Here is a 22,614-nt window from a genome sequence, read left to right as displayed (position 1 = left end):
GTGTATGTATATGCAACTATCTTGCGTGAGGAGAAGTATGCATGTACAAATAAGCGGTGTCAAACAGCGAGTACGACGAGCAGATGTGGAACCGGTTGATCGCCCTGCACGCCCAGGTAGAGGGCAAATTGGCGGCGGCGGTACAGCGCGGATACGGCCTCGGACTCTCGGAATTCCGGGCGCTGGGCTTCCTGGCCGAGGCGCCGGATGGCGAGCTGCGGATGCAGGACCTGTCCGCGCGACTCGGTCTGAACCAGAGCTCGGTGACCAGGCTGGTCGGCCGGCTCGATGCCGCCGGGCTGGCCTACCGAGACCTGTGTCCCGACGACCGGCGCGGCGTGTACACGGTGATCACCGACAAGGGCCGCGAACGGCATCGCGCGGCCGGCGACACCTACCGCGACACGCTCACCGTCGCGCTCGACGAATCCGACGACGACACCGTGGCCGCCCTGCGTCGCGCCCATGTCTGACTGTTATAACGGTGCTATGACTCTCGATCCCGCCATCGCCACCAGGCTCAAGCGCAACGACGCCGGTCTGGTCGCCGCCGTCGCGCAGGAACGCGGCACCGGCGACGTGCTGATGGTCGCGTGGATGGACGACGAGGCGCTGGCCCGCACGCTGGAAACGCGCAAGGCGACCTACTTTTCGCGTTCGCGTCAGCAGTACTGGGTCAAGGGGGAGACCTCCGGTCACACCCAGTATGTGCACGAGGTCCGGCTCGACTGTGACGGCGACACCATCCTGCTGGTGGTCGATCAAGAGGGCGCGGCGTGCCACACGGGGACGCATACCTGTTTCGACGCGGATGTGCTGCTGGCCGATCCGGCCTGAACTAGGAGTTCGCCGGCCGATCTTCCTGATCTGTCCCACCGGCTCGGCTCAGCGCATCCGTGAGATGGTCGGCGAGCAACTCGCTCAGCTCGGCCAGCTGCGCCGTCTGCTCCGGCTCCAAACCGTCGAATACCAAGCGGCGCACCGCATCCAGATAACCGGGCGCCGCCTCGATCACTTTGTGGTAGCCGTCGTCTGTCAGTACCGCCTGCACGCCGCGGCGCCCGGCGGTAGCCGAGCGCTCGGCCCAGCCCATCCGCTCCAGCTTCGACACGACGTGCGAAAGCCGTGATAGCGATGCATTTGCCTTGTGGGCGAGGTCACTCATTTGCAGCCGATGGCCCGGTTCCTCGGAAAGCAAGGTTAAAACCCAATACTCGAAATGGGTGACCCCGGATTCGCGTTGTAGCTGGGTATCCAAAGCGCCTGGTAGGCGGGTCATCAACGCGACAATCGCGCGCCAAGCTCGTTGTTCTACGGGGTCGAGCCACTTCGTCACTGTGTGCCTTCTTTCAAGCCAAGTGACGTGGTTTTGTTAGGAAGCCTACCGATTATTGAAAAGCATGTTCACAGTCACCCGTGGCTTTGAGTTTGCCACGACTTCGCTCGCTCGTCATGCAGATGCTGAGTAGCGTGAGTTCACTCACAAACCGTCCGGGCGGGTCATGGCCGGATCGGCGGTGGTCGGCTGGGTGGTTTGCCGCTTCGGATGCCTGCGCCGCCACCAGCGCACGACGGTCAGCGCCAGCGCCGCGAGCCAGATCGCGGCGGCGGCGATCGCACCGGCCATCGTGGCGCCGCGGAAGGCGGGCGCGTCGACATCGAGAATCCGTTGTCCCGCATGGGCGGCATTGCTGCCGCCGAGCACGATGGTCAGCGTCATCAGATTGGGAATCGCGACGAGCAGGGCGACCACCACGGCCGCGCCCGCCATGAACCGGCCGGCCCGGCGCCGCCACACTCGCAGCGCGAACAGCAGCAGGAACAGCGGGATCACCGTGCATACGCCGCCGAAGACCAGACCCCAGCCGATGCCCTTGGCGAAGCTGCCGTTGACCATCTCCGCGATCCGCTGCGCCCACCAGCGTGGGATGAACGCGGACAGGATGAAGTAGGCGATGAACAGGACGGCGAGCACCGCGAGCCCGCCGATCACCCAGGTCTTCCAGGCGATCCCGGTCGATTTCTGCTCCAGCTGTCCGTCGGTCGCAGTCATGAGCCCAGCGTAAGCCGGGTGAGCGGCGGAAACGTGGTGATCGCCCCGGCGTTTCCGGTACGACCGTCCCGAGTGGCGCCGGGAGCTACTTCGCGCGCTCGCGCAGGAACTTCAGCGCCTCGTCGGCGTGCACGTTGGCGCGCAACTCGCCGGTGATGATCTTGCGGACGGTGCGGTCCTGATCGATGACGAAGGTCTGCCGCTTGACCGGCGCCAGCTTGCCGAGCAGCCCGCGCTTGACGCCGAACTGCGCGGCGACCGTGCCGTCCGGGTCGGACAGCAGCGGATAACCGAGGCCCTGCTTGTCGGCGAAACCGGCCTGGGTGTCGACGCCGTCGGCGCTGATGCCGACGCACGAGGCGCCGAGCGCGGCGAAGTCGCCTGCCACGTCACGGAAATGGCAGGCCTCCGCGGTGCACACCGGGGTGTTCGCGGCGGGATAGAAGAAGAGGACCAGGGGACCGTCCGCGAGCAACGCGTCGAGCGAACGGGGCGTGCCGGTTTGATCGGGGAGCTCGAACTGGGGAGCGAGCTGTCCTGTCTGCATAGAAAGGGACAGTACCGGGCACATGTCGCACCCGGTACCGGTCCGTTCGGGCTCAATGGCCAACCGCCGCCTGCCTGCTGACCCTCTGCGGCCTGCCGACGGACGACGCGGCTACGTCCTATATGCCGATCAGTGCCGCGACTTCGGGGTTCTTGATCTGCATGACGTCGAGAATGCCGTGCGCGCGCAGGAACGGCTTGAGTTCCTTGATCCGGTCGGCGTGCGTGGCGTATTCGTCCGGGAAGTGGTTCTTGTCCAGGGATTCGAGTGCCTTCGCGTAGGTGACGAAGGTGGCTAGTGCGTTCGGGGCACCCTGTTGGCCTGGCTTCGACTGCAGACCGACCATCCGTGGGGCCTGGCTCGGCGCACCGCCCGGGGCGGCATGCCTGCCCTCCGGTTGCGAGGGGTACATCAGTTGTCTCCTCTCGATCATGGATACCGCGTGCGAGATGGAACGGAGCGAGCATAGAGACGCCCGTCACAGCGCTTCCTGGGGCATGAGAACCGGGCGGTCGTGTTTGTGACTGGAGTGAATTAGTGGGTGCGCGTCATCGACCCGGCGGATCCCTTCGGGGTGCGCCCGGGAAGGTGTCGGACGGACCTGGGAGGATGGGCTCATGCAAGGCGCGTCGACTCCCACCACCACGACCCGTGCACAGTTCCACCAGCTGGCCGCGGAACATCGAGTTGTCCCGGTGACCCGAAAGGTGTTGGCGGACTCCGAAACTCCGCTCTCCGCCTACCGCAAGCTGGCCGACGACCGAGCGGGAACGTTCCTGTTCGAGTCGGCGGAGAACGGACGATCGTGGTCGCGCTGGTCGTTCATCGGCGCCGGCAGCCCGTCTGCGCTGACGGTGGTCGACGGCGAGGCGACGTGGCTCGGCAACATCCCGGTCGACGCGCCCTCCGGCGGCGATCCGCTGCAGGCGCTGCGCGAAACACTCGAACTGCTGCAGACCGAGCGGCTACCCGGCCTGCCGCCGCTCACCAGCGGCATGGTCGGCTACCTCGGCTACGACGCGGTGCGCCGGATCGAACGGCTGCCGAACCTGGCCGCCGATGATCTGCGACTGCCCGAGATGGTGCTGCTGCTGGCCACCGACCTGGCCGCGTTCGACCATCACGAGGGCGCGATCACGCTGATCGCCAACGCCGTCAACTGGAACGGCACCGCCGACCGGGTCGACGAGGCGTATGACGACGCGCTCGCCCGGCTGGACCGGATGACCGAGGCGCTGGCCGCTCCAGCACCGTCGACAGTGTCGGTCTTCGATCGGCCCGAGCCGGAATTCCGCCGCCGCCGCACCACCGAGGAATTCGGGGTCGGCGTGCGCCGCCTGGTCAAGGAGATCGAGGCGGGCGAGGCGTTCCAGGTGGTGCTCTCGCAGCGCTTCGAAATGGACTACGACGGCGCGCCGCTGGACCTGTACCGGATGTTGCGCGCGTCGAACCCGAGCCCGTACATGTACCTGCTGCACATCCCGGACGGCGACGGCGGCACCGCGTTCTCCATCGTCGGCTCCAGCCCGGAAGCGCTGGTCACCGTGAAAGACGGTGTCGCGACGACACATCCGATCGCGGGCACCCGCTGGCGCGGGGCCACCGAGGAGGACGACCTGCTGCTGGAGAAGGGCCTGCTCGCCGACGAGAAGGAAAACGCCGAGCACCTGATGCTCGTCGACCTCGGCCGCAACGACCTCGGCCGGGTCTGCCGGCCGGGCACCGTGCGGGTCACCGAGTACCGGCACATCGAGCGCTACAGCCACGTGATGCACCTGGTCTCCACGGTGTCGGGTCGCCTCGCGGAAGGCAAGATCGCGTTCGACGCGGTGCGCGCCTGTTTCCCGGCGGGCACGCTGTCCGGTGCGCCGAAGGTGCGCGCGATGGAACTCATCGAAGAGCTCGAGCCGACCCGGCGCGGCGTCTACGGCGGCGTCGTCGGCTATCTCGACTTCGCCGGTGATGCGGACACCGCGATCGCCATCCGCACCGCGCTGCTGAAAGATGGCACCGCCTACGTCCAGGCGGGCGCGGGCATCGTCGCCGATTCGGTCGCCGAATACGAGGACGTCGAGGCCCGGAACAAGGCGATGGCGGTGCTCAAGGCGATCGCGGCGGCGAAGACGGTGCGCGCGTACGGCGCGACGAACGGCGGCGACGCATGACGGCAGGGCCCAGCGACGGCGACCCCGTCATCCCAGGGACCGATTCGGGACTTCCGACCGAAACGTCGGCCCTCGATTCCGGCGTTCATCGCAACGACGACGCCAGCGGTGGAAATGCCGGGGCGACACCCGATCCCGACCTCGTCACCCCCGAGACCGCGGGTGCCGAGACGATCGAACCCGCGCGGCGCAAGTCTCCGATCGGCGCGCTCGTGCTGCTCGCCGTAGCGGCCGCCGCGCTGTGGGGCTCCTCGCGGATGACCTGGGTGACGGTCACCTCCACCGACGGCCTCACCGAACCACGCACCGACCACCTCAACGGCGGCGTCTGGTTCGGCGCGCTGACTCCGCTGGCCTTGGTGCTGCTCGCCTCGATCGCGGCCGTGCTGGCCACCAGGGGCTGGCTACGCCGCATCCTCGGCGTGGTCATCGCCCTGGTCGCCGCCGTCGCCGCGGTACCGGCCTTCGCCCTGCTCACCAATTCCGGCAAGATCGCCGAACGCGCCGCCAAGCTGGCCGAGCTCCCCGCCCGGGCACAGGTCGGCGCGGCGACCACCTCGGCCCTCCCGGCCGTACTCGCCCTGCTCGGCGCGCTGGCGGCATTCGCGGCGGGCGGATTGCTCGCCCGGATGCCACAGGACACCGCGCGACTGTCCGGCAAATACGACAACCCGGTGTTCCGCCGCGCCGCCGCCACCGAGCAGGTGACCAAGCAGCGCAACGACGCCGCCGAACCGGGCAGCACCCAACTGTCCGAGCGCGTGCTGTGGGACGCGCTGGACGCGGGCACCGACCCCACCGAAGACGCCGTGAACTCCGGTGGGCGACCCGACGATCCGGACGCCGGCCGGCCGGGCAGACCTGTCCGCTGAGCGATTCGCGCACGGTGACTGTGGCGGTACCCACCTTGCGCACGGACTGGTTGCCTGGTCCACAACATGCCCCGGCGCAAACGCGGCCGGTACGCCCATTTATTCTTTGTCAGCATCGGTGAGACAGCGCCTGGGGAGATTCTCAGGCAGCAAGTCCGTCTCCCCAGAAAGGATTCGAGCCAGATGACGGTACTCGACTCGATTCTCGACGGGGTCCGCGCGGATGTCGCCGCGCGGGAAGCCCTCCTCGATTTCCAGGCGATCAAGGCGGCCGCCGCGGCGGCCAACAGCCCGCTCGACGCACGCGCGGCCCTCCTCGAAGACGGCATCGGCGTGATCGCCGAGGTGAAGCGGGCCAGCCCCTCCAAGGGCGAGCTCGCCGACATCCCCGACCCGGCCAGCCTGGCCAAGTCGTACGAAGACGGCGGCGCGCGCATCATCAGCGTGCTGACCGAAGGCCGACGCTTCCACGGGTCGTTGGAAGACCTGGACGCGGTCCGCGCCACCGTGAGCATCCCGATCCTGCGCAAGGACTTCGTCGTCGGGCCGTACCAGATCCACGAGGCCCGCGCGCACGGCGCCGACGTGATCCTGCTGATCGTCGCGGCGCTGGAGCAGGACGTGCTGTCCTCGCTCATCGACCGCACCGAATCGCTCGGCATGACCGCGCTCGTCGAGGTACACACCGAGGAAGAGGCCGACCGCGCGCTCGAGGCAGGCGCCTCGGTGATCGGCGTGAACGCTCGCAACCTCAAGACTCTCGAAGTGGATCGGGACGTGTTCGCTCGAATCGCGCCCGGCCTGCCCACCGAGGTCATCCGGATCGCCGAATCCGGCATCCGCGGCACCGCCGACCTGCTGGCCTACGCCGGTGCCGGGGCGGACGCCGTCCTCGTCGGCGAGGGCCTGGTGACCAGCGGTGATCCCCGCGCCGCCGTGTCCGAGCTGGTGACCGCGGGCACCCACCCGTCCTGCCCGAAGCCGGCGCGGCGGGGCCGGTGACCGGAGTGACCGAACTACCCAAGGCCAGCGAGGGCGTCGCGCACCGCAGCAAGCACGAGCCCGACACCGGCGGCCACTTCGGCGTCTACGGCGGCAGGCACGTGCCCGAGGCGCTGATGGCGGTCATCGAAGACGTCACCGCGGTCTACGAGAAGGCCCGGCTCGACCCGGACTTCCTCAACGAGCTCGACCGGCTGCAGCGCGACTACACCGGACGCCCGTCGCCGGTGTTCGAATGCACCCGACTCGCCGAGCACGCGGGCGGCGCGCGCATCCTGCTCAAGCGAGAAGACCTGAACCACACCGGTTCTCACAAGATCAACAATGTGCTCGGCCAGGCCCTGCTCGCCAAGCGGATGGGCAAGACCCGCATCATCGCGGAGACCGGCGCGGGCCAGCACGGCGTCGCCACCGCGACCGCGTGCGCGCTGCTCGGCCTCGACTGCGTCATCTACATGGGCGCCGTCGACACCGCGCGGCAGGCCTTGAACGTGGCCAGGATGCGGCTGCTCGGCGCCGAGGTCATCTCCGTGACCACCGGCTCGCAGACGCTCAAGGACGCGATCAACGAGGCGCTGCGCGACTGGGTCAGCAACGCCGACGACACCTACTACTGCTTCGGCACCGCCGCTGGCCCGCACCCGTTCCCCATGCTGGTGCGCGACTTCCAGCGCGTCATCGGGCTGGAAGCCCGGGTGCAGGTGCAGGAATCCACCGGCAAGCTGCCCGACGCGGTCGTGGCCTGCGTGGGCGGCGGCTCCAACGCCATCGGCATCTTCCACGCCTTCCTCGACGATCCCGACGTCCGCCTGATCGGTTACGAGGCGGCCGGCGACGGCGTCGAAACCGGCAGGCACGCGGCTACTTTCACCGGTGGCACGCCCGGCGCGTTCCAGGGTGCCTACTCCTACCTGCTGCAGGACGAGGACGGCCAGACCATCGAGTCGCACTCCATCTCGGCCGGTCTGGACTACCCGGGCGTCGGTCCGGAGCACGCGCTGCTCAAGGACATCGGTCGCGCGGAGTACCTGCCGATCACCGACTCCGAGGCGATGGACGCGCTGCTGCTGCTCAGCCGTCGCGAGGGCATCATCCCCGCGATCGAGTCCGCGCACGCGGTCGCTGGCGCGCTGCAATTGGGCAAGGAACTCGGCCCCGGCGCGATCATCCTGGTGAATCTGTCCGGCCGTGGTGACAAGGACATGGATACGGCGGCGCGCTGGTTCGGGCTGTTCGATGAGGGAGCGGTTCAGTCGTGAGTCAACAGTCTCGTCTTGCGAATACTTTTGCCGCGGCTCGCGGTGAAGGCCGTGCCGCGCTCATCGGCTACCTGCCCGCGGGCTACCCGGACCTGGCCGGTTCCATCGAGGTCGTCCGCGCCATGGTCGAATCCGGTTGCGACATCATCGAAGTCGGCGTCGCCTATTCCGATCCGGTGATGGACGGCCCGACCATCCAGGCCGCCGCCGATCAGGCGTTGCGCGGCGGCGTGCGGGTGCGCGACGTGTTCTCCGTCGTCGAGGCGATCACCTCGGCGGGCGGCCAGGCCGTGGTGATGAGCTACTGGAACCCGGTGCTGGCGTACGGCGTCGACCGTTTCGCGCGTGACCTGGCCGGCGCCGGTGGCGCGGGCATCATCACGCCGAACCTCATTCCGGAGGAGGCCGACGATTGGTTCGTCGCCTCGTCCACGCACAACCTGGACCGCATCTTCCTGGTCGCGCCGTCCTCCACCGAGGAGCGTCTGGTGAAGACCCTGGGGGCGTCGTGCGGCTTCGTGTACGCGGCCTCGACCATGGGTGTCACCGGCGCCCGCGATGTGGTGTCCTCCGCGGCGCCCGCATTGTGCGCGCGGATCCGGGCGCATTCCGACATCCCGATCGGCGTCGGTCTCGGCGTTCGTTCGGGCGCGCAGGCGGCCGAAATCGCTTCCTACGCAGACGGAGTCATCGTGGGTTCGGCGCTGGTGAGCGCCGCCGGTGAGAGCATCGACGCGGTCCGCGCGCTGACCGCGGAACTGGCCGAGGGTGTGCGTTCGGCGACCGTCGCCTCATAGGCCCGCTCGACCGCTCCCCGGGTCTGGGGACGACTGTGCCGGTGCGGTGGTTCCAGTGTCGCTGAGCTTCTCCGCTACGGTGGCCCCGTGACCTTACGAGTCCTGGCGTACATACCCAGCCCCCCGCAGGGCGTGTGGCACATCGGCCCATTCCCGCTGCGGGCCTACGCGCTGTGCATCATCATCGGCATCGTCGTCGCCATCTGGTGGGGCGAACGGCGCTGGCGCGACCGCGGCGGACAGCAGGGCGCGATCCTGGACGTCGCGATGTTCGCGGTGCCGTTCGGTCTGGTCGGTGGCAGGCTCTATCACGTCGCCACCGACTGGCAGAAGTACTTCGGCCCCGACGGCGACCCCAAGGCCGCGTTGGAGATCTGGAACGGCGGCCTCGGCATCTGGGGCGCGGTGGCGCTCGGTGGCGTCGGCGCCTGGATCGGCTGCCGGGTGTATCGAATCCCGTTGCCCGCATTGGGTGATGCGATCGCCCCGCCGATCCTGCTGGCCCAGGCCATCGGCCGCCTCGGCAACTACTTCAACCAGGAGCTGTACGGCCGCAAGACCGACCTGCCCTGGGGCCTGGAGATCTACTTCCGCTACAACGACAACCTGAAGCCGGACGCGATGAACGGCGTCTCCAACGGCGTCGTCGACAAGGTCGTGCACCCGACGTTCCTGTACGAGCTGATCTGGAACGTGCTGATCGTGGTGCTGCTCGTGCAGCTGGACAAGCGTTACCAGATCGGGCACGGGCGTCTGTTCGCGCTCTATGTCGCGGGCTACAGCTTCGGCCGGTTCTTCGTCGAGTTGATGCGTGACGACGAGGCGACCAAGATCGCGGGCATCCGGATCAACTCCTTCACCTCGGCAGTCGTATTCCTCGCGGCCATCGCCTATTTCGTGTTCGCGACCAAGGGCAGGGAGACGGCCGAGCAGTTGCAACCGTCGACGGAGCGCCGGCCGTGGCCGTGGCAGTTCGGCAAGTTGCGTGCGGCGGCCGCCGCGTCCGAGGCGGCGCTGGCCTCGGACAAGGTTGCGCTGGAGAAGGATTCGGCAGACGGCGCGACGGTTACGGACGTACTCGAGACAGACGAGTCGACCGAAGTAATCGAGGCGACTGCCGAGGAACCGGCAACCAGCACGGACGCCGACTCCGACACCGCCGAGGACACCGCCACCGTGAAGACCGCGGCGAAGAAAGCCACGGACTCCGACAAGTCCTGAATACGACGGTGCCGCCGCCGATTACGCGGCGGCACCGTCGGTTTGCTCCGAATTTCCCCCTCGCCGATAACGATGGCGTATCACCTGCGATAACCCGGGGGAGAGCCGAGCATTACGGGGCGACAAATCACACCGGTCCGACCACAATGACTCGTGATCGTCGCGAGCATCTTCCCCGCTCGGCAGATCGATCAATGCCGGGCAGAGGGTGCCCAGCACGAATGAGGAGGACATTGGTGACCGACCCCTACCAGCAGAACAACCCGGGATTCGGCGGACCCCAGTACGGTCCGCCCGGTACGGGGCCGGATCTGAACAAGCCGCAGGACACCTCGGCGCTGCCGCAGTACGACTCGCAGCCCTATGCCCAGCAGCCGCCCGCCGACCCGTACGCCCAGCCGCAGTACGGCCAGCCCAACCCGTACGGCCAGCAGCCGGGTGGCTACCCGCCGGCCGGCGGCTTCGGCCCGCAGGGCTACAACCCGAACGATCCGGAAGCGCCGTGGGGCCGTGACCAGTTCGGTGCGCCGTTCTCCGACAAGCAGAAGCTCGTCGCGGGTCTGCTGCAGATCTTCCTCGGCAGCTTCGGCGTCGGCCGCTTCTACACCGGCCACACCGGGCTTGGCGTCGCACAGCTGATCGTCAGCGCCGTAACCTGCTTCACCCTCGGCTGGATCTGGGGCGTGATCGACGGCATCTTGATGCTGACCGGCAAGGTCCCCGACAGCGACGGCCGCCCACTCCGCGACTGACGGTGTAGCCGAGCGACAACCTGACCGGCCCCGCTTGTTGGCAAGCGGGGCCGGCGTTGTGTCCGGCCCGGTGGGACCGGAGACATCAGGCAGACACTATCCGCCGCAGCGGTCAGCCATTCCGCTGGCAATGCCGAATGCGATGAAGCAAGGGATCACCTTCGCCGGCAAGGGGTAGACAAGGCAGGCGCCCGCCGCCGCCGAGGCGATTGCTTTCGGGACTCCGTTCTGTTCCAGGCAGCGGATGGCATCATCCACTCTTCCCTTTTTGAGCGGAGTCATGGGAAGCCCGGAGGTATACGCGGATACTCGAGTGATCTGGTGATTGACCCGAGTTTCGCTGGGCTGTGTTTCCGCATTGGCCACCGGGGTGAAGAGCATGGCGGCAGCGGCAACCGGGATGGCAATTGAGATGGTTTTGCGAATTATGCTCATTGTTGACTATCTTTCTATCGTGTTTTGTCTGTCAGGGATGGGGAAAGGTCAGAGCCTGGAGAGTGCGCGGCCTTGGCAGTAAGCGGCGGTAGCTTCGCCGATACCACCCCCGATGAGGCAGGCGGCCAGACCCGGGCCGATAGCGAACCGGCAGGCCGTCATTACCGCGGTGAGCAGCCATGCGGGAATTCCGGCGCCGGAAAGGCATGAATTCAGCTCCCGGACCGCATCGCCGATGCCGCGTTTGATCGCCCGATCCGCCGCGGCGGTGAAGTCCTGGTCGAGTACGACCTGATCCTTCGACCACGTCGTCACGTGGCCTGAGTCGGGCGTGTACTCGGTGACATGAACCTCGCTGTAGTCGGTGACCTCGTTGTCGCGGTTCACCACGAGCTGCAGGTTGCTGAACGGCGTGCCGCCGGTCGCCACCGGGATCGTGACGCGGAGTTCGCCGTTCGCCGCAATCTGCTTCGTCCGGGTGAAGTCGAGAGCCGAGAGGTCGGCATTGACCTTGACCGTGCCGGATTCGATCGAATCGGTGATGGTTCGCATCGCCGCGGCCGAAGTCGGTGGTGCGGCCGCGAACGCCGGTGCGGTGGTGCTCGCGCCGGCCAAGGCGGAGAGTATTATTGCGCTGGTCGCTACGGACCTACTGATGATCATCGAGAAATCCAATCGTTGGTTGGTATGTGACTTTCTGCGTGCATGCGCAGATCTCGGGTCGGGGAGTGACAGCTCCCCGGCTCGGGTTTCATGGTCGGTATGCATATCTCTAATTAGTCAGCTGAGCTCCTTTCGTGGCATGGCCAAGTAACCTCATGAGTTCCCGGATTTGTCTGTCGCTGGTTATTGACGCATCGATCTTCGGATCGGTTCCGTCCATTTCAGATTCTTGACAGTGTCGGCTATCTGACTTGGCATCGCTGCCACCGCGAGGTGCCGCTGCGGCGGACGCTCGGTGATATCGAGTGACCTCGTGGCAGCGGGCAGCGCGACCGAACCACGGTCGAAGGGTGACGGCATCGCCGCTCCGGCGCGGTCGCGGCAGGTCAGAGCCCCGAGAAATGGGGGCAGCGGCTCGCGACTCGTCGTCGAATTCGGCGAGTGCAACCCTTTCGCGCACCATGATCGATATAAGGTCCTTCGGGTAACTCCCGGCGTAGCATGAGCCGGATTTGCGTGTTGTGCGTGGGATGTCCGCGTACCGAAGAGAGGGAACCCGTGCGTCGCAAGCTGTTCGCCGCCGCCATGCTCGCCATCGTCGCCGCCACCGGGCTCACCGCCTGCGGTAGCAGCAGCGATCCGAACGTGTTGAAGGTCGGCACCGAAGGCACCTACTCCCCGTTCAGCTTCCAGGGCACCGACGGCAAGATCACCGGCTACGACGTTGAGGTGATCCAGGCGATCGGCGACAAGCTCGGCAAGAAGGTCGAATTCGTGCAGACCCCGTGGGACGCCATCTTCGCCGGACTCGAGTCCAAGCGCTTCGACCTGGTCGCCAACCAGGTGACCATCAACGACGAGCGCAAGGGCAAGTACGCGCTGTCCGCCCCGTACACCACCTCCGACGGCGTGATCGTCACCCGCGCCGACAACAACGGCATCACCACCCTGGCCGACCTGAAGGGCAAGACCTGCGCCCAGTCCGCCACCAGCAACTGGGGCAAGGTCGCCACCAACGCGGGCGCGAAGGTCGAGGCGGTGGAAGGCTTCGTGCAGGCCATCCAGCTGCTGAAGAACGGCCGCGTCGACGCCACCGTCAACGACACCCTCGCCGTCGCCGAGTACACCAAGAAGACCGGCGACACCGGCGTGAAGGTCTCCGGCAAGACCGGCGAGACCAGCCAGCAGGCCTTCGCCGCCCGGAAGGACGACGCGCTGATCAAGGACGTGGACAAGGCGCTCACCGAACTGCGCGCCGACGGCACGCTGGCCAAGATCTCGGACAAATACTTCGGCACCGACGTCAGCAAGTAGCCGACGCCCTCCATGGACCCCGCTACCAGGGAACTGATCTGGCACAACCTGTGGCCGATGCTGCAGGCCACCCTCAAGATGACCATCCCGCTCACCGCGGTCAGCTTCGTCATCGGCCTGGCGATCGCGTTGTTCGTCGCGCTGGCCAGGATGTCACCGGTGTGGCCGCTGTCGGCGGCCGCCCGGTTCTACATCTCGATCATCCGCGGTACGCCGCTGCTGGTGCAGCTGTTCATCGTGTTCTACGCGCTGCCGCAGTTCGGGTTGGTGATCGATCCGTTCCCGGCGGCGGTGATCGCGTTCAGCCTCAATGTCGGTGGCTATGCCGCGGAGATCGTGCGCGCGTCCATTCTCAGCGTTGCGAAGGGGCAGTGGGAGGCCTCGCAGGCGTTGGGTCTGACGTATCCGCAGATGATGCGGTTGATCATCCTGCCGCAGGCGTCGCGCATCGCGGTGCCGCCGCTGTCGAACACGTTGATCTCGTTGGTCAAGGACACGTCGCTGGCCTCCACCATCCTGGTGACCGAACTGCTGCGCGTCGCCCAGCTGGCGGCCGCGCCGACCTTCGACTTCTTCGCGCTGTACGGCGTCGCGGCGATCTACTACTGGGTCATCTGCCTGTTCCTCGGCTTCGGCCAGACCAGGCTGGAGACGCGGCTCGCACGGCACGTGGCAACCTGACGCGCCCCTCCTTTTCCCGGCTTGGCGGCCGAACGACCCGAAGCTAAGTTGTCGGGATCGGAAGGGGCTGTCGTGGACGGCTGGTATGTGCTCGAAGCCAGTGCGCCACATCGCTGTCGAATGCCGGTGCGGGACAACGCGCTACCGGCGGCTGTCGCGGCCGGTGAGTCGCTGGCCGCGGACTACTTTCGCGGGTGGTTGAGTTATCGCGCGTTGTTCGGGCAGTGGTTCCTCCGGCTCTGGTGGACGGCGCGTCCGCCGGAGAGCCTGTGGGAGGTCGATCGGGTCGCCGCGCGTGGCGAATGCCTGCTCGCGGTGGGACCGCTGGACGAGGTGGTCGTCGAGTTGCGGCATACCGTCGATGGGCTGCCGCATCGATATCGGATCGCGCGTCGAGTCGCGCCCGACTCGTCGTCGTGCACCGTGCGGTTCGGGCTCGGTCATGCGGTCACGGCTCGCGCCGACGAGGTGTTCGATGTGGACGCAGCCGCTGAATTGTTCTGCGCCTACTACCGCACCGGAACCGTCCCGGGTGTGGAATATGTACTGCGGGAACTGGATTCGCCCGATGTGCTGACCGATTTCGGCGCGCAGACGCATGTGCTGACCGTCGAGTACGACCAGCTCCGGCCGGTGCTGGCGACGGTCGCCGACGGCGAGTTCGCAAAGGTGTTGCACGAGTTCGAAGTCGACGCGGGTTTCGCCGTGCTCGTCCTGTCGCCGCTGCCGTCGGGTCGGACATGGACCGAGCTAGCAGGCGACGAGGCCACCGGGACCGAGGAGTTCGTCCAGGCCGCCGGTTCGGCCGGGCGCTACTTGGTCGAATGGCGAAGGTGGGACGGCGAGGACTACCGAGTGTTCGTCATCGGTCGTCACGCTGCGTCCCAACCCGGCCACCTACCGACTGACATCCCCATCACCTTCGACGGCCACCTCCAACACGTCCACCCGGACGAGGTCTTCACCCCCGCCGAAGTCGACCTCCTCCTCGTCCACTACACCCGCACCGGCGCCCTCCCCGAACGCGGCTACAGCTACCGCGAAATCACCTTCGATTCGTGACCCAGCAACCCCGCACCGACACGACCAATTCACTCGATTCGGCCCCGCGAATTTCTACCAGCGAGTAACATTTCCGGGTCATGTTTCAAATACATCGCGTTGGCCTGGGATGTTGCGCCATCCGTAACGCTTGTAGGTTTCACCAAGTCGCGAACGTTTTTTTCACTCAGCTTTCACCTGGGGCACAGGCGGCCCCGGGTACTGGTCGGGACTAGGCTCTACCCGTGATGCGACGGACGAAGATTGTGTGCACGCTCGGCCCGGCTACTGCCTCCGAGGACCGTATCCGCGAACTCGTCGAGAGCGGCATGGACGTGGCTCGACTGAACTTCAGTCACGGCGAACACGCGGATCACGCAGAGAATTACAAGAAGGTACGGGCGGCCTCCGATCACCTCGGCAGAGCGGTCGGCATTCTCGCCGACCTCCAGGGACCGAAGATCAGGCTCGGCCGATTCATCGAGGGCAAGACCGTCTGGGCGACGGGTGAAGAAGTCAGGATCACCGTCGACGAGGTCGACGGAACCCACGACCGTGTTTCGACCACATACAAGGAACTCGCGCAGGACGCGAAGGCGGGCGATCGACTGCTCGTCGATGACGGCAAGGTCGGGCTCACCGTGATCCGGGTAGACGGCAACGACGTCGTCTGCCGGGTGACCGAGGGTGGACCGGTCTCCAACAACAAGGGTGTTTCGCTGCCGGGCATGGATGTCTCGGTGCCCGCGCTGTCCGAAAAGGACATCGAGGACCTGGAATTCGCGCTGAAGCTCGGTGTCGACTTCATCGCGCTGTCGTTCGTGCGGTCCCCGGCCGATGTCGAGCTGGTGCACGACATCATGGACCGGGTCGGCCGCCGGGTGCCGGTGATCGCCAAGCTGGAGAAGCCAGAGGCGATCGACAACCTGGAAGCCATCGTGCTCGCGTTCGACGCGGTCATGGTGGCCCGCGGCGACCTCGGCGTCGAGCTGCCGCTGGAGCAGGTGCCGCTCGTGCAGAAGCGGGCCATCCAGATGGCACGCGAGAACGCCAAGCCGGTGATCGTGGCGACCCAGATGCTGGAGTCGATGATCGAGAACTCGCGACCGACCAGGGCCGAGGCCTCCGACGTCGCGAACGCGGTGCTCGACGGCGCCGACGCGGTGATGCTCTCCGGCGAGACCTCGGTCGGCGCGTGGCCGATCGAGACGGTGCGCACCATGGCGCGCATCGTGCACGCGGTGGAGACCGAATCCACCAGGGTGCCACCGCTGACCCACGTGCCGCGCACCAAGCGCGGCGTCATCTCCTACGCCGCCCGCGACATCGGCGAGCGGCTCAACGCGAAGGCACTCGTGGCGTTCACCCAGTCCGGTGACACCGTGCGTCGCCTGGCTCGGCTGCACACCCCGCTGCCGCTGCTGGCGTTCACCCCGCTGCCGGAAGTGCGCAGCCAGCTCGCGCTGACCTGGGGTACGGAGACGTTCATCGTGCCGATGGTGGACACCACCGACGCTATGATCCACCAGGTCGATGTAGCACTGCTGTCCATGGAGCGATACCAAAAGGGTGACCTCGTGGTAATCGTGGCCGGCTCCCCGCCGGGTACGGTCGGTTCTACCAACCTGATCCACGTGCATCGCATCGGTGAGGAGGATCATTAATAGTGAACAGCTCCCTTGGCGGGTCGGTCGTCGATTCTTCGGCGGCCGGGAAGTCTGATCTGGACGTTTTACTCGGTCTGCTCGATCTGGAGCAGATGGACGAGGACGTGTTCGTCGGTCAGCATCCGGAGAAGGTGTGGAGCCGCACATTCGGCGGCCAGCTCGTCGCGCAGGCGATCATCGCGGCGGGCCGCACGGTCGGTGACCGTCCGGTGCACGCGATCAACGCGCATTTCGTGCGCGGCGGCGATACGAAGAAGCCGATCGAGTACCGGGTAGACCGGCATCGCGACGGCAGAGCGTTCGCCAACCGCACCGTCACCGCCCTCCAGGACGATCAAGAGCTGTTCGTGATGCTCGCGGCGTTCCAGGACTGGAACAAGGGGCTCGAGCACGGGCACCCGCTGCCCGACGTGCCCGACCCGGACACGCTGCCGCGCATCGAGGAGAGCTTCGTCGGCTTGGAAGACAAGCTGGAGATGTTCATCAAGGCGCCGCACCCGATCGACATGCGCTACACCAACGACCCGGCCTGGATCATGAAGGCGACGGGGGAGCGGCTCAACCACAATCGGGTGTGGATGCGCACGGACGGGCGGCTGCCCGACGATCCGCTGCTGCATGTCGCGACGCTGGGTTATTCGTCCGACACCACGGTGCTGGATTCGATCATCACCACGCACGGGCTGTCCTGGGGACTGGACCGGATCGTGGCGGCGACGGTGAACCATTCGATCTGGTTCCACCGGCCGTTCCGGTTCGACGAGTGGGCCCTCTACGCCACCGAATCCCCGGTGGCGTCAGGTTCGCGTGGCCTGGCCACCGGTCGGTTCTTCTCCCGCGAGGGTGAGCTGCTGGCTACCACCGTGCAGGAGGGGCTGATCCGGCACTTCCCGGCGCGGGACAAGTCGCCCGCGCGGGAGGTCTAGTTATCCGCTGAACTTCGCCGCATCCGCTTCCCGATCCGCTGGGAAGCCGGTGCGGCGCAGTCGTTTCCGGGGTCAGATCCGTTCGCGCTCGACGTCGAGGTCCACGTCGGCTCGCTGCTTGGCGCGGATCGAGAACGGAATGTTCTGGCCCGGCTCGGTGCTCGCGGCGCCGTAGATCCCGTGCAGCAGTTGCTGTTCCAGCCCGGCCATGTCGGCGTCGGTGAGTTCGGCGGGCGCGCCGACCAGGCTCAGCGCGATCTCGTAGGTGCCGCGCTCGCCCGGCTCGTCGCCCGGATGCTCCATCCGCCACTGGGTTTCGAGCGTCAGGTGGGTCGGCTCGTCGGTGTCCACCGGCAGCGTGAAGCGCCACGCGAACACCTCGCGGTCCTGCAGGTAATCGTCCACAACCTCGCGTACGGTCTCGACGACTCGTTCGAGGGTTTCCGGTGTCACATACACATGGAGCGAAACATCCGAAATGCGTTTCGGCATGTCTATTCCTGTCGTGTGTCGAACCAGCAACGGTGGAAGTTGGTGTCCGCGGGAGTGTAATACGTCCGGCCGGGAAATGGACATAGCAGCTCTGCATTGCTGTGTCGGGAGAGTGGTATTCGGTGAGTCGGAAGACTACCTGATGCGGTGCGCCGCGAGGAAAGAAGCCAGCGGCGGTGCCGCCTCGCCGGGCTCGATAACCAGGCCGGGGCGCTCGTCCGCGACGGGCCTGGTCTGCTCGTGCGGGGCCAGCGCGAGCAGCAGCGGCACCAACGCCTCGGCGATCCGGTCACCAACCTCGCAGTACGCCTGCTCGGACAGCCCGACCGGGTCGGTGATGTTCTCCCGGCCGACGATCGACAGATCGTTGCGGGACCGGTGCAGGTCGGCGATCGAGCGGGCGCCGGTCACGTGCGCGATCCGGTGCGCCTCCAGCAGGGTGAAGGTGCGGGCGGCGACGCCGAAGCCCATCTCGCTCACCGTGTCGCGGAGCTGCTGGGTCATCGTCAGCACCAGATCGGCGTTGTCGACCATCTCGTCCTTGAGCCGCCGCGCCTTGAAACCGCTCGCGTCCGCGCCCAGCCCCTCGATGGCCTGCGCGGCCAGCGGTTCGGCCGGAAAGCCGACCAGGGCACGGGTTCCGGCGCTCTCCGCGGTGAGGTTCGGCAGGCCGTGTTCGACCGCGAGCGCGCGGGTGAGGCGCTCGGCAATCACCGAACGGCAAACATTGCCGTTGCAGACGAACAGGACGTGCATAGGAATACGGTAAACGTTGGATAACGCTGCCGATGTCCGAAAACCTCCGAATCTCACGGTCTAGACCAATATTTCATCTGCAGGTCAGGTGCCGTACACAAATAGCGGCGCACATGAGGCGTGCGTCGCATTGGTGGTTGATCATGTTCGACTGTGTCCCTGTGCACTTACCCTGCACCCGGATCATCGAAACGCAATGTTGTGATTGCGTTGTGATAGGACCGTACAGCAGATCATGGGATGACTGGGTACCTAGTCGAGTTCGCCACTGTAGTAAGTCTTTTCGTCCACCACCGGCGCGACCTTCGACTGCTTGTCCTGCACGCGGCCCCTGGTGGAGAACATCCGCCCGCGTGAGGCGATCACCGGCGCGAACCGCGCCATCCCCGTCGAGGCGTCCATATCGTCGTACATCGCGTCGATGCCACCCCGCAGGAAGTACGCCTCATGCCAGAACCCCGTCCCACCCGAGTCCTGCAGGAACTTCTGCCACCAGTCCCGATGCGGCGCCGACCGAGTCCACGCCTCCAGGCTGTCCAGATCCCGCCAGTACTGCCGAGCCCCCCAGTGCGGCGGAAACAGCGACCAGATCACATCCTCGTGCGACAGCAGCCCATCCGGCCGATCCTGATGCGAGCTATACAGTTTCGGCCCCAGCCCGAGCAGCCGCAGCATGCCGCGGGGCTTGCGCACCCGCATCCCCAGATAGATGACAACAAGATCCGGATACCCATCCAGATCCACCGTGGTCCTGTTCACCCGCATCGCAACCTCCGCTGATTTGGGCGTCTTACTTGCTCACCCTACGCGTGAATACGAGGCCGGTGACCAAACAGTTCGATGGGTTTCGTTCGCGGTGCGTGCCGTTCGTCGGGCACGTCGGTCCGAAGTCGAGCTGGCTCAGTAATGGACGCCGTCCAGGCGATGATCTGGTGGTGCTGGGCGCGTCGGGTGGCGTACCCGGCCTTCTCTGTCGCGGCTTCGGGCGCGTATCGGCCGGTTCCAGCCGGAGGACTGGCTGTGGTGGCGTCTCGGGAGTGGTTAGTGGTGGAGCTGTTCGTCTTGGCTTCCACACACCAGTTTCGTCCTCCGCATACGTGTCGGGCCACTGACAGGTATGCGAAGAATCAATGAGTTGTGCGAAGTATCAACCGGCTGTGCGAAGTTGAGGTCGTCCGGTGCGATCGAGGCGACAGGTGCGGCCACCGCGCATCGGTTCTCGCGCCGCGCACGGAATTGCCAGCAATTTCGTGCGCAGCTGCACAAGAAGGGCGCGGGATGGTGAATTGGTCGCGGGACGAGGGCCCACCGTGGTGCGTGGCGGTGGTTCTTGGCTCGATACAAAGGGTGTGCACACCCTTTGCGTTAGCCGAACACCCTCTATACAGAGTGTTCGGCTTATGAACGGGGTGTGCACTTAGTGCGCTGTGGCGCGGGATAGAACCTGTTTGGAACGTTCCATTCGAATATGGACGTCTTTCTGTAATCGACTGCGTTCCAATAGTTTTCGTCGGTGCTCTGACATAAGGTATTGGCACCTCCAACCGAGGGGCGGTGGACATTGTCCAGACATCGCGCCCAGGAGGTGGTGGGGAATGGCGAAACATCGCCGGGCAAAGAGCAAAGCCCCGGTCGACTACGGCATCATGCTTGCAACAGCTGCCGTGGTCGCCGGGGCGCTCGTGCTAGTCCACTGGTTGAGGGGCTAGGAGACCTACCAGGTGGGGCGTCGTCGGAAGCGGCGTCCCACCGCCCAGCATCACTTGCGTGACAGCGCGATAATACTCGACTTCGAACGAAGTGTCTGGATTCGAACAAAAACGAGAGCCATCACAGGATCGGGGCACGCCTCACTGCGGCTTCCCGTACTCGAGGCAGGGCATAGCCGGTAGTCCAACGACCTCCTCGGTCCATTCAACGACCGAAGTGCTTTGCCGCCGTTAGAATCTGGCAGACGGGCTGCTCTCGAGCAGGAGGAGTCCTGAGCAGAGGATTGCCTATGCAAGTCGTGGCGGTCGTGCTATCGCTGGTGGCTTTGTTGGTGTCGCTGACAATTGGCGTTCGCCAGGTAACGCTTGCGCGGCATGCTAATTCGACGCGGGTCCTGGTCGACTTGTTCAAAGAACACCGGGATGCGAATTTGGCCGAAGCTCGCCGGTTTGTCTACTTCGACCTAGCCGGCTACGACATCACCGCTGCAGGTCTCGACGCTCTACCTCGAGATCGGCACAAGCAGGTACGTGATCTGCTGTGGTTCTATGACAACCTCGGTTTGCTCGTCTACCACGACATAGTCAGCTTCGAACCCGTCCGGGGATACCTGGGCGGCTCAATGCTGACGGTCTGGTCGAAGCTGGAGCCGCTGGTCGCTGCCGAGCGCGCCAAGCGCGCGAGTTCACCGGACCCAAGCCGCTGGGCATGGTACTGCGAGGAACTCGTCACACGCCTACGCGCCGCCAACGCCGACCAATTCCGTCCCGCCCGCCGCCGCTGGTACACGAGATGGCTAGAGCCCTTCTGATTGAGGTCAACCGCCACTGGCTCCGATGCGCGCCCGAGCGGCGATCGCAGTCGGACTGAAGGCTGTTGTCCCACATACCCTCCGGCACCCGGCAGCTTCCCTGGCGTTCAACGCCAAATCGAACATCAAGGTTGTCCAGCGGATGCCGGGCCATAAAACCGCAAGCAACGAAGACGCGCATTCATTTGATGGCAACCCATCCACGCCCGCAACCACCGCCAGGGGGTACGGGAGGCGAAGCCCCGTCGAGCGGGGTCTGGGGGCCGCGCCCCCAGTGTAATGACGAGACGATCCCGTTCGCGGGAGCTGCTGCGGACTGATTGCGGACTGCTGTCACTGGTTCGCTCCGGCTGAGTCTGTACGTGACCTCCACACTGCCAGTCGTGAGCGGGGAGCCTGACCAGGGGAAACATCATGGAATGCGGGGCGTTGTCGGTGTCTTGCCGATCGGTGACTGTCGGTGTTGTCGTCAGGAGTGTCGTCCACTCTCCCGACGTCCAACGACCTGGTCTGTTGCCCTTGATGGCCTGCCCCTGGACGGGCCTGCACGCTATATATCCGGTGTGTCCAATCCAAGATGTCCGCAGGACCGAATACGTTCGAAACCTACGGTCAAATCGGCCGAATGGGTCCAACTCTAGGGATGGGAAGCACTGATGCGTATGGACCGCACACGAATCACCGCCCTCGCCGCCGCTTGTGCCTTGACTGCCGCAGGTTGGGTTGCCGCCGCACCCGCGGCCTACGCCGCGGACCCGACGATCACTCTGGACAAGGAGCTCAAAATACTCAACGCGGGAGATGAGGTCGGCGCGACCGGGACCGCGTCCTGCTCTGCCGACAAACCCCAATACGTGGAGGTCCAAGTGACGCAAAATGGCGCCGATAAGATAAGTGAGGGTATTGCCGAGATCCCGTGCGACGGGACCGTCCACAAATGGACAGCCTATGTTAGAGTCGCTCCCGCCGATTTCCGCCGTGGCGTCAAGTTCAAGCCGGGTGACACCACCGGCGTCGCATCCATCACTGGCGATGACAACAAACCGGTCACGACAGGCAAAGTGTCTGTCGTGCTCATGTCGTAGTCTTTGCTGATTCCCTCGCGGAGAGCTTCAGCACGTCGGCGAGTCCGGTGCACATGCACGTCGCTACCGCTGATCGGGTGGTCTGTCGATCCGTCCAGGTGTGTGACCCGGTGATGAGGATCCTTTTCCCTGTGTGCTGCAACATGATTCGTCCTTCCGCGGATAGATCGCCTATCCGGCGACTTTCCATGCTGATCCGGCGATGACTCAGCGCAAGTACATGGCGCGTGGTCGGGTGCACCATGAGGCTGCGGCGGTCATCCACAAGGCGGTCATGAGCGGGCTCGGCCATGACGAGGATGATCGCGACGCGGAAGGACGGATTCCGACTTTGGGGGACTTACTGGAGCTTTTCAGGGTCTGGA

The 22,614-nt window shown here is 65.8% G+C and carries 25 protein-coding genes; 16 read left to right on the top strand and 9 right to left on the bottom strand.

Annotation, left to right across the window (positions count from 1 at the left end):
* Positions 1 to 56 precede the first annotated feature (56 nt).
* Positions 57 to 473, top strand: coding sequence for a MarR family winged helix-turn-helix transcriptional regulator (locus ACIBK2_RS37190; RefSeq protein WP_396974469.1), 417 nt, complete (start codon positions 57 to 59; stop codon positions 471 to 473).
* A gap of 16 nt (positions 474 to 489) precedes the next feature.
* Positions 490 to 837, top strand: coding sequence for a phosphoribosyl-AMP cyclohydrolase (gene hisI, locus ACIBK2_RS37185; protein ID WP_357391328.1), 348 nt, complete (start codon positions 490 to 492; stop codon positions 835 to 837).
* Between the two features lies 1 nt (position 838).
* On the opposite strand, the gene ACIBK2_RS37180 is transcribed toward hisI, so the two are convergent.
* From ACIBK2_RS37180 to ACIBK2_RS37165, 4 genes are all read right to left on the bottom strand, one after another.
* Positions 839 to 1,279, bottom strand: a complete 441-nt coding sequence (locus ACIBK2_RS37180) for a MarR family transcriptional regulator (protein WP_357391329.1) — start codon at positions 1,277 to 1,279, stop codon at positions 839 to 841.
* 201 nt (positions 1,280 to 1,480) lie between these two features.
* Positions 1,481 to 2,053, bottom strand: a complete 573-nt coding sequence (locus tag ACIBK2_RS37175) for a permease (RefSeq protein ID WP_396974466.1) — start codon at positions 2,051 to 2,053, stop codon at positions 1,481 to 1,483.
* Between the two features lie 85 nt (positions 2,054 to 2,138).
* The gene (locus tag ACIBK2_RS37170) at positions 2,139 to 2,600 is read right to left on the bottom strand and encodes a peroxiredoxin (RefSeq protein ID WP_396974464.1); all 462 of its coding nucleotides are present in this window, start codon (positions 2,598 to 2,600) and stop codon (positions 2,139 to 2,141) included.
* A 118-nt stretch (positions 2,601 to 2,718) separates the two neighbouring features.
* Entirely contained in the window at positions 2,719 to 3,012 is a 294-nt protein-coding gene (locus ACIBK2_RS37165) for a hypothetical protein (protein WP_357391332.1), read from the bottom strand.
* Between the two features lie 205 nt (positions 3,013 to 3,217).
* On the opposite strand from ACIBK2_RS37165, the gene ACIBK2_RS37160 reads away from it, so the two are divergent.
* The 7 genes from ACIBK2_RS37160 (at position 3,218) to ACIBK2_RS37130 (ending at position 10,668) form a co-directional block, all read left to right on the top strand.
* Positions 3,218 to 4,765, top strand: a complete 1,548-nt coding sequence (locus ACIBK2_RS37160; RefSeq protein ID WP_396974462.1) for an anthranilate synthase component I — start codon at positions 3,218 to 3,220, stop codon at positions 4,763 to 4,765.
* Positions 4,762 to 5,637 (top strand): TIGR02234 family membrane protein, encoded by an 876-nt coding sequence (locus tag ACIBK2_RS37155; protein WP_396974460.1) that lies wholly within the window; start codon positions 4,762 to 4,764, stop codon positions 5,635 to 5,637. Before ACIBK2_RS37160 ends, ACIBK2_RS37155 begins: the two co-directional genes overlap by 4 nt.
* Before the next feature lie 183 nt (positions 5,638 to 5,820).
* A complete protein-coding gene (gene trpC / locus ACIBK2_RS37150) occupies positions 5,821 to 6,639 on the top strand; it encodes an indole-3-glycerol phosphate synthase TrpC (protein ID WP_357391335.1) in 819 nt (272 codons plus the stop codon).
* A complete protein-coding gene (trpB, locus tag ACIBK2_RS37145; RefSeq protein ID WP_396974458.1) occupies positions 6,636 to 7,898 on the top strand; it encodes a tryptophan synthase subunit beta in 1,263 nt (420 codons plus the stop codon). The genes trpC and trpB overlap by 4 nt, the downstream gene beginning before the upstream one ends.
* The gene (gene trpA / locus ACIBK2_RS37140; RefSeq protein WP_396974456.1) at positions 7,895 to 8,695 is read left to right on the top strand and encodes a tryptophan synthase subunit alpha; all 801 of its coding nucleotides are present in this window, start codon (positions 7,895 to 7,897) and stop codon (positions 8,693 to 8,695) included. Before trpB ends, trpA begins: the two co-directional genes overlap by 4 nt.
* A gap of 87 nt (positions 8,696 to 8,782) precedes the next feature.
* Complete coding sequence (lgt, locus tag ACIBK2_RS37135; RefSeq protein WP_396974454.1) at positions 8,783 to 9,916, top strand: prolipoprotein diacylglyceryl transferase; 1,134 nt, start codon at positions 8,783 to 8,785, stop codon at positions 9,914 to 9,916.
* Between the two features lie 236 nt (positions 9,917 to 10,152).
* Positions 10,153 to 10,668 (top strand): NINE protein, encoded by a 516-nt coding sequence (locus ACIBK2_RS37130; RefSeq protein ID WP_379289374.1) that lies wholly within the window; start codon positions 10,153 to 10,155, stop codon positions 10,666 to 10,668.
* A gap of 96 nt (positions 10,669 to 10,764) precedes the next feature.
* Here ACIBK2_RS37130 and ACIBK2_RS37125 read toward each other — a convergent pair whose 3' ends face one another.
* Both ACIBK2_RS37125 and ACIBK2_RS37120 read right to left on the bottom strand, forming a co-directional pair.
* On the bottom strand, positions 10,765 to 11,103 hold the full coding sequence (locus ACIBK2_RS37125) for a hypothetical protein (RefSeq protein WP_396974452.1): 339 nt from the start codon (positions 11,101 to 11,103) through the stop codon (positions 10,765 to 10,767).
* 48 nt (positions 11,104 to 11,151) lie between these two features.
* Complete coding sequence (locus tag ACIBK2_RS37120; protein ID WP_396974450.1) at positions 11,152 to 11,766, bottom strand: hypothetical protein; 615 nt, start codon at positions 11,764 to 11,766, stop codon at positions 11,152 to 11,154.
* Between the two features lie 585 nt (positions 11,767 to 12,351).
* Between ACIBK2_RS37120 and ACIBK2_RS37115 the strand changes: the two genes are divergently transcribed.
* The 5 genes from ACIBK2_RS37115 (at position 12,352) to ACIBK2_RS37095 (ending at position 17,395) form a co-directional block, all read left to right on the top strand.
* Complete coding sequence (locus tag ACIBK2_RS37115; protein ID WP_396974599.1) at positions 12,352 to 13,080, top strand: amino acid ABC transporter substrate-binding protein; 729 nt, start codon at positions 12,352 to 12,354, stop codon at positions 13,078 to 13,080.
* 12 nt (positions 13,081 to 13,092) lie between these two features.
* Complete coding sequence (locus ACIBK2_RS37110) at positions 13,093 to 13,761, top strand: amino acid ABC transporter permease (RefSeq protein WP_396974448.1); 669 nt, start codon at positions 13,093 to 13,095, stop codon at positions 13,759 to 13,761.
* Positions 13,762 to 13,833: 72 nt separating this feature from the next.
* Positions 13,834 to 14,823 (top strand): hypothetical protein, encoded by a 990-nt coding sequence (locus ACIBK2_RS37105; protein ID WP_396974447.1) that lies wholly within the window; start codon positions 13,834 to 13,836, stop codon positions 14,821 to 14,823.
* A 224-nt stretch (positions 14,824 to 15,047) separates the two neighbouring features.
* Entirely contained in the window at positions 15,048 to 16,466 is a 1,419-nt protein-coding gene (gene pyk / locus ACIBK2_RS37100; RefSeq protein ID WP_396974445.1) for a pyruvate kinase, read from the top strand.
* A gap of 95 nt (positions 16,467 to 16,561) precedes the next feature.
* On the top strand, positions 16,562 to 17,395 hold the full coding sequence (locus ACIBK2_RS37095) for an acyl-CoA thioesterase (protein WP_396974597.1): 834 nt from the start codon (positions 16,562 to 16,564) through the stop codon (positions 17,393 to 17,395).
* 72 nt (positions 17,396 to 17,467) lie between these two features.
* Here ACIBK2_RS37095 and ACIBK2_RS37090 read toward each other — a convergent pair whose 3' ends face one another.
* The 3 genes from ACIBK2_RS37090 to ACIBK2_RS37080 all read right to left on the bottom strand — a co-directional run bounded on the left by ACIBK2_RS37090 (position 17,468) and on the right by ACIBK2_RS37080 (position 19,408).
* A complete protein-coding gene (locus ACIBK2_RS37090; RefSeq protein WP_396974443.1) occupies positions 17,468 to 17,887 on the bottom strand; it encodes a hypothetical protein in 420 nt (139 codons plus the stop codon).
* A 135-nt stretch (positions 17,888 to 18,022) separates the two neighbouring features.
* The gene (locus ACIBK2_RS37085; protein ID WP_396974442.1) at positions 18,023 to 18,643 is read right to left on the bottom strand and encodes a low molecular weight phosphatase family protein; all 621 of its coding nucleotides are present in this window, start codon (positions 18,641 to 18,643) and stop codon (positions 18,023 to 18,025) included.
* 252 nt (positions 18,644 to 18,895) lie between these two features.
* Complete coding sequence (locus ACIBK2_RS37080; protein WP_396974440.1) at positions 18,896 to 19,408, bottom strand: monooxygenase family protein; 513 nt, start codon at positions 19,406 to 19,408, stop codon at positions 18,896 to 18,898.
* A gap of 1,234 nt (positions 19,409 to 20,642) precedes the next feature.
* Between ACIBK2_RS37080 and ACIBK2_RS37075 the strand changes: the two genes are divergently transcribed.
* On the top strand, positions 20,643 to 21,164 hold the full coding sequence (locus tag ACIBK2_RS37075; RefSeq protein WP_396974438.1) for a hypothetical protein: 522 nt from the start codon (positions 20,643 to 20,645) through the stop codon (positions 21,162 to 21,164).
* Between the two features lie 656 nt (positions 21,165 to 21,820).
* Positions 21,821 to 22,249 (top strand): hypothetical protein, encoded by a 429-nt coding sequence (locus ACIBK2_RS37070; RefSeq protein WP_396974437.1) that lies wholly within the window; start codon positions 21,821 to 21,823, stop codon positions 22,247 to 22,249.
* Positions 22,250 to 22,614: the final 365 nt, after the last annotated feature.

This window comes from Nocardia sp. NPDC050175 (genome assembly GCF_044459885.1).
GTDB lineage: Bacteria > Actinomycetota > Actinomycetes > Mycobacteriales > Mycobacteriaceae > Nocardia.
The sequence above is the reverse complement of the archived record's forward strand: the minus strand, read 5'-3'. Positions and strand labels throughout refer to the sequence as shown.

Excerpts from the sequence above, each read along its gene's own strand:
- ACIBK2_RS37110 (WP_396974448.1), top strand. The coding sequence starts at position 13,093 with ATGGACCCCGCTACCAGGGAACTGATCTGGCACAACCTGTGGCCGATG.
- trpC (WP_357391335.1), top strand. The coding sequence starts at position 5,821 with ATGACGGTACTCGACTCGATTCTCGACGGGGTCCGCGCGGATGTCGCC.
- ACIBK2_RS37180 (WP_357391329.1), bottom strand. The coding sequence starts at position 1,279 with ATGACCCGCCTACCAGGCGCTTTGGATACCCAGCTACAACGCGAATCC.
- ACIBK2_RS37155 (WP_396974460.1), top strand. The coding sequence starts at position 4,762 with ATGACGGCAGGGCCCAGCGACGGCGACCCCGTCATCCCAGGGACCGAT.
- ACIBK2_RS37115 (WP_396974599.1), top strand. The coding sequence starts at position 12,352 with ATGCTCGCCATCGTCGCCGCCACCGGGCTCACCGCCTGCGGTAGCAGC.
- ACIBK2_RS37090 (WP_396974443.1), bottom strand. The coding sequence starts at position 17,887 with ATGCCGAAACGCATTTCGGATGTTTCGCTCCATGTGTATGTGACACCG.
- ACIBK2_RS37080 (WP_396974440.1), bottom strand. The coding sequence starts at position 19,408 with ATGCGGGTGAACAGGACCACGGTGGATCTGGATGGGTATCCGGATCTT.
- ACIBK2_RS37075 (WP_396974438.1), top strand. The coding sequence starts at position 20,643 with ATGCAAGTCGTGGCGGTCGTGCTATCGCTGGTGGCTTTGTTGGTGTCG.
- ACIBK2_RS37165 (WP_357391332.1), bottom strand. The coding sequence starts at position 3,012 with ATGTACCCCTCGCAACCGGAGGGCAGGCATGCCGCCCCGGGCGGTGCG.
- ACIBK2_RS37120 (WP_396974450.1), bottom strand. The coding sequence starts at position 11,766 with ATGATCATCAGTAGGTCCGTAGCGACCAGCGCAATAATACTCTCCGCC.
- ACIBK2_RS37170 (WP_396974464.1), bottom strand. The coding sequence starts at position 2,600 with ATGCAGACAGGACAGCTCGCTCCCCAGTTCGAGCTCCCCGATCAAACC.
- ACIBK2_RS37095 (WP_396974597.1), top strand. The coding sequence starts at position 16,562 with ATGGACGAGGACGTGTTCGTCGGTCAGCATCCGGAGAAGGTGTGGAGC.
- ACIBK2_RS37070 (WP_396974437.1), top strand. The coding sequence starts at position 21,821 with ATGCGTATGGACCGCACACGAATCACCGCCCTCGCCGCCGCTTGTGCC.
- hisI (WP_357391328.1), top strand. The coding sequence starts at position 490 with ATGACTCTCGATCCCGCCATCGCCACCAGGCTCAAGCGCAACGACGCC.
- ACIBK2_RS37085 (WP_396974442.1), bottom strand. The coding sequence starts at position 18,643 with ATGCACGTCCTGTTCGTCTGCAACGGCAATGTTTGCCGTTCGGTGATT.
- ACIBK2_RS37125 (WP_396974452.1), bottom strand. The coding sequence starts at position 11,103 with ATGAGCATAATTCGCAAAACCATCTCAATTGCCATCCCGGTTGCCGCT.
- ACIBK2_RS37175 (WP_396974466.1), bottom strand. The coding sequence starts at position 2,053 with ATGACTGCGACCGACGGACAGCTGGAGCAGAAATCGACCGGGATCGCC.
- ACIBK2_RS37160 (WP_396974462.1), top strand. The coding sequence starts at position 3,218 with ATGCAAGGCGCGTCGACTCCCACCACCACGACCCGTGCACAGTTCCAC.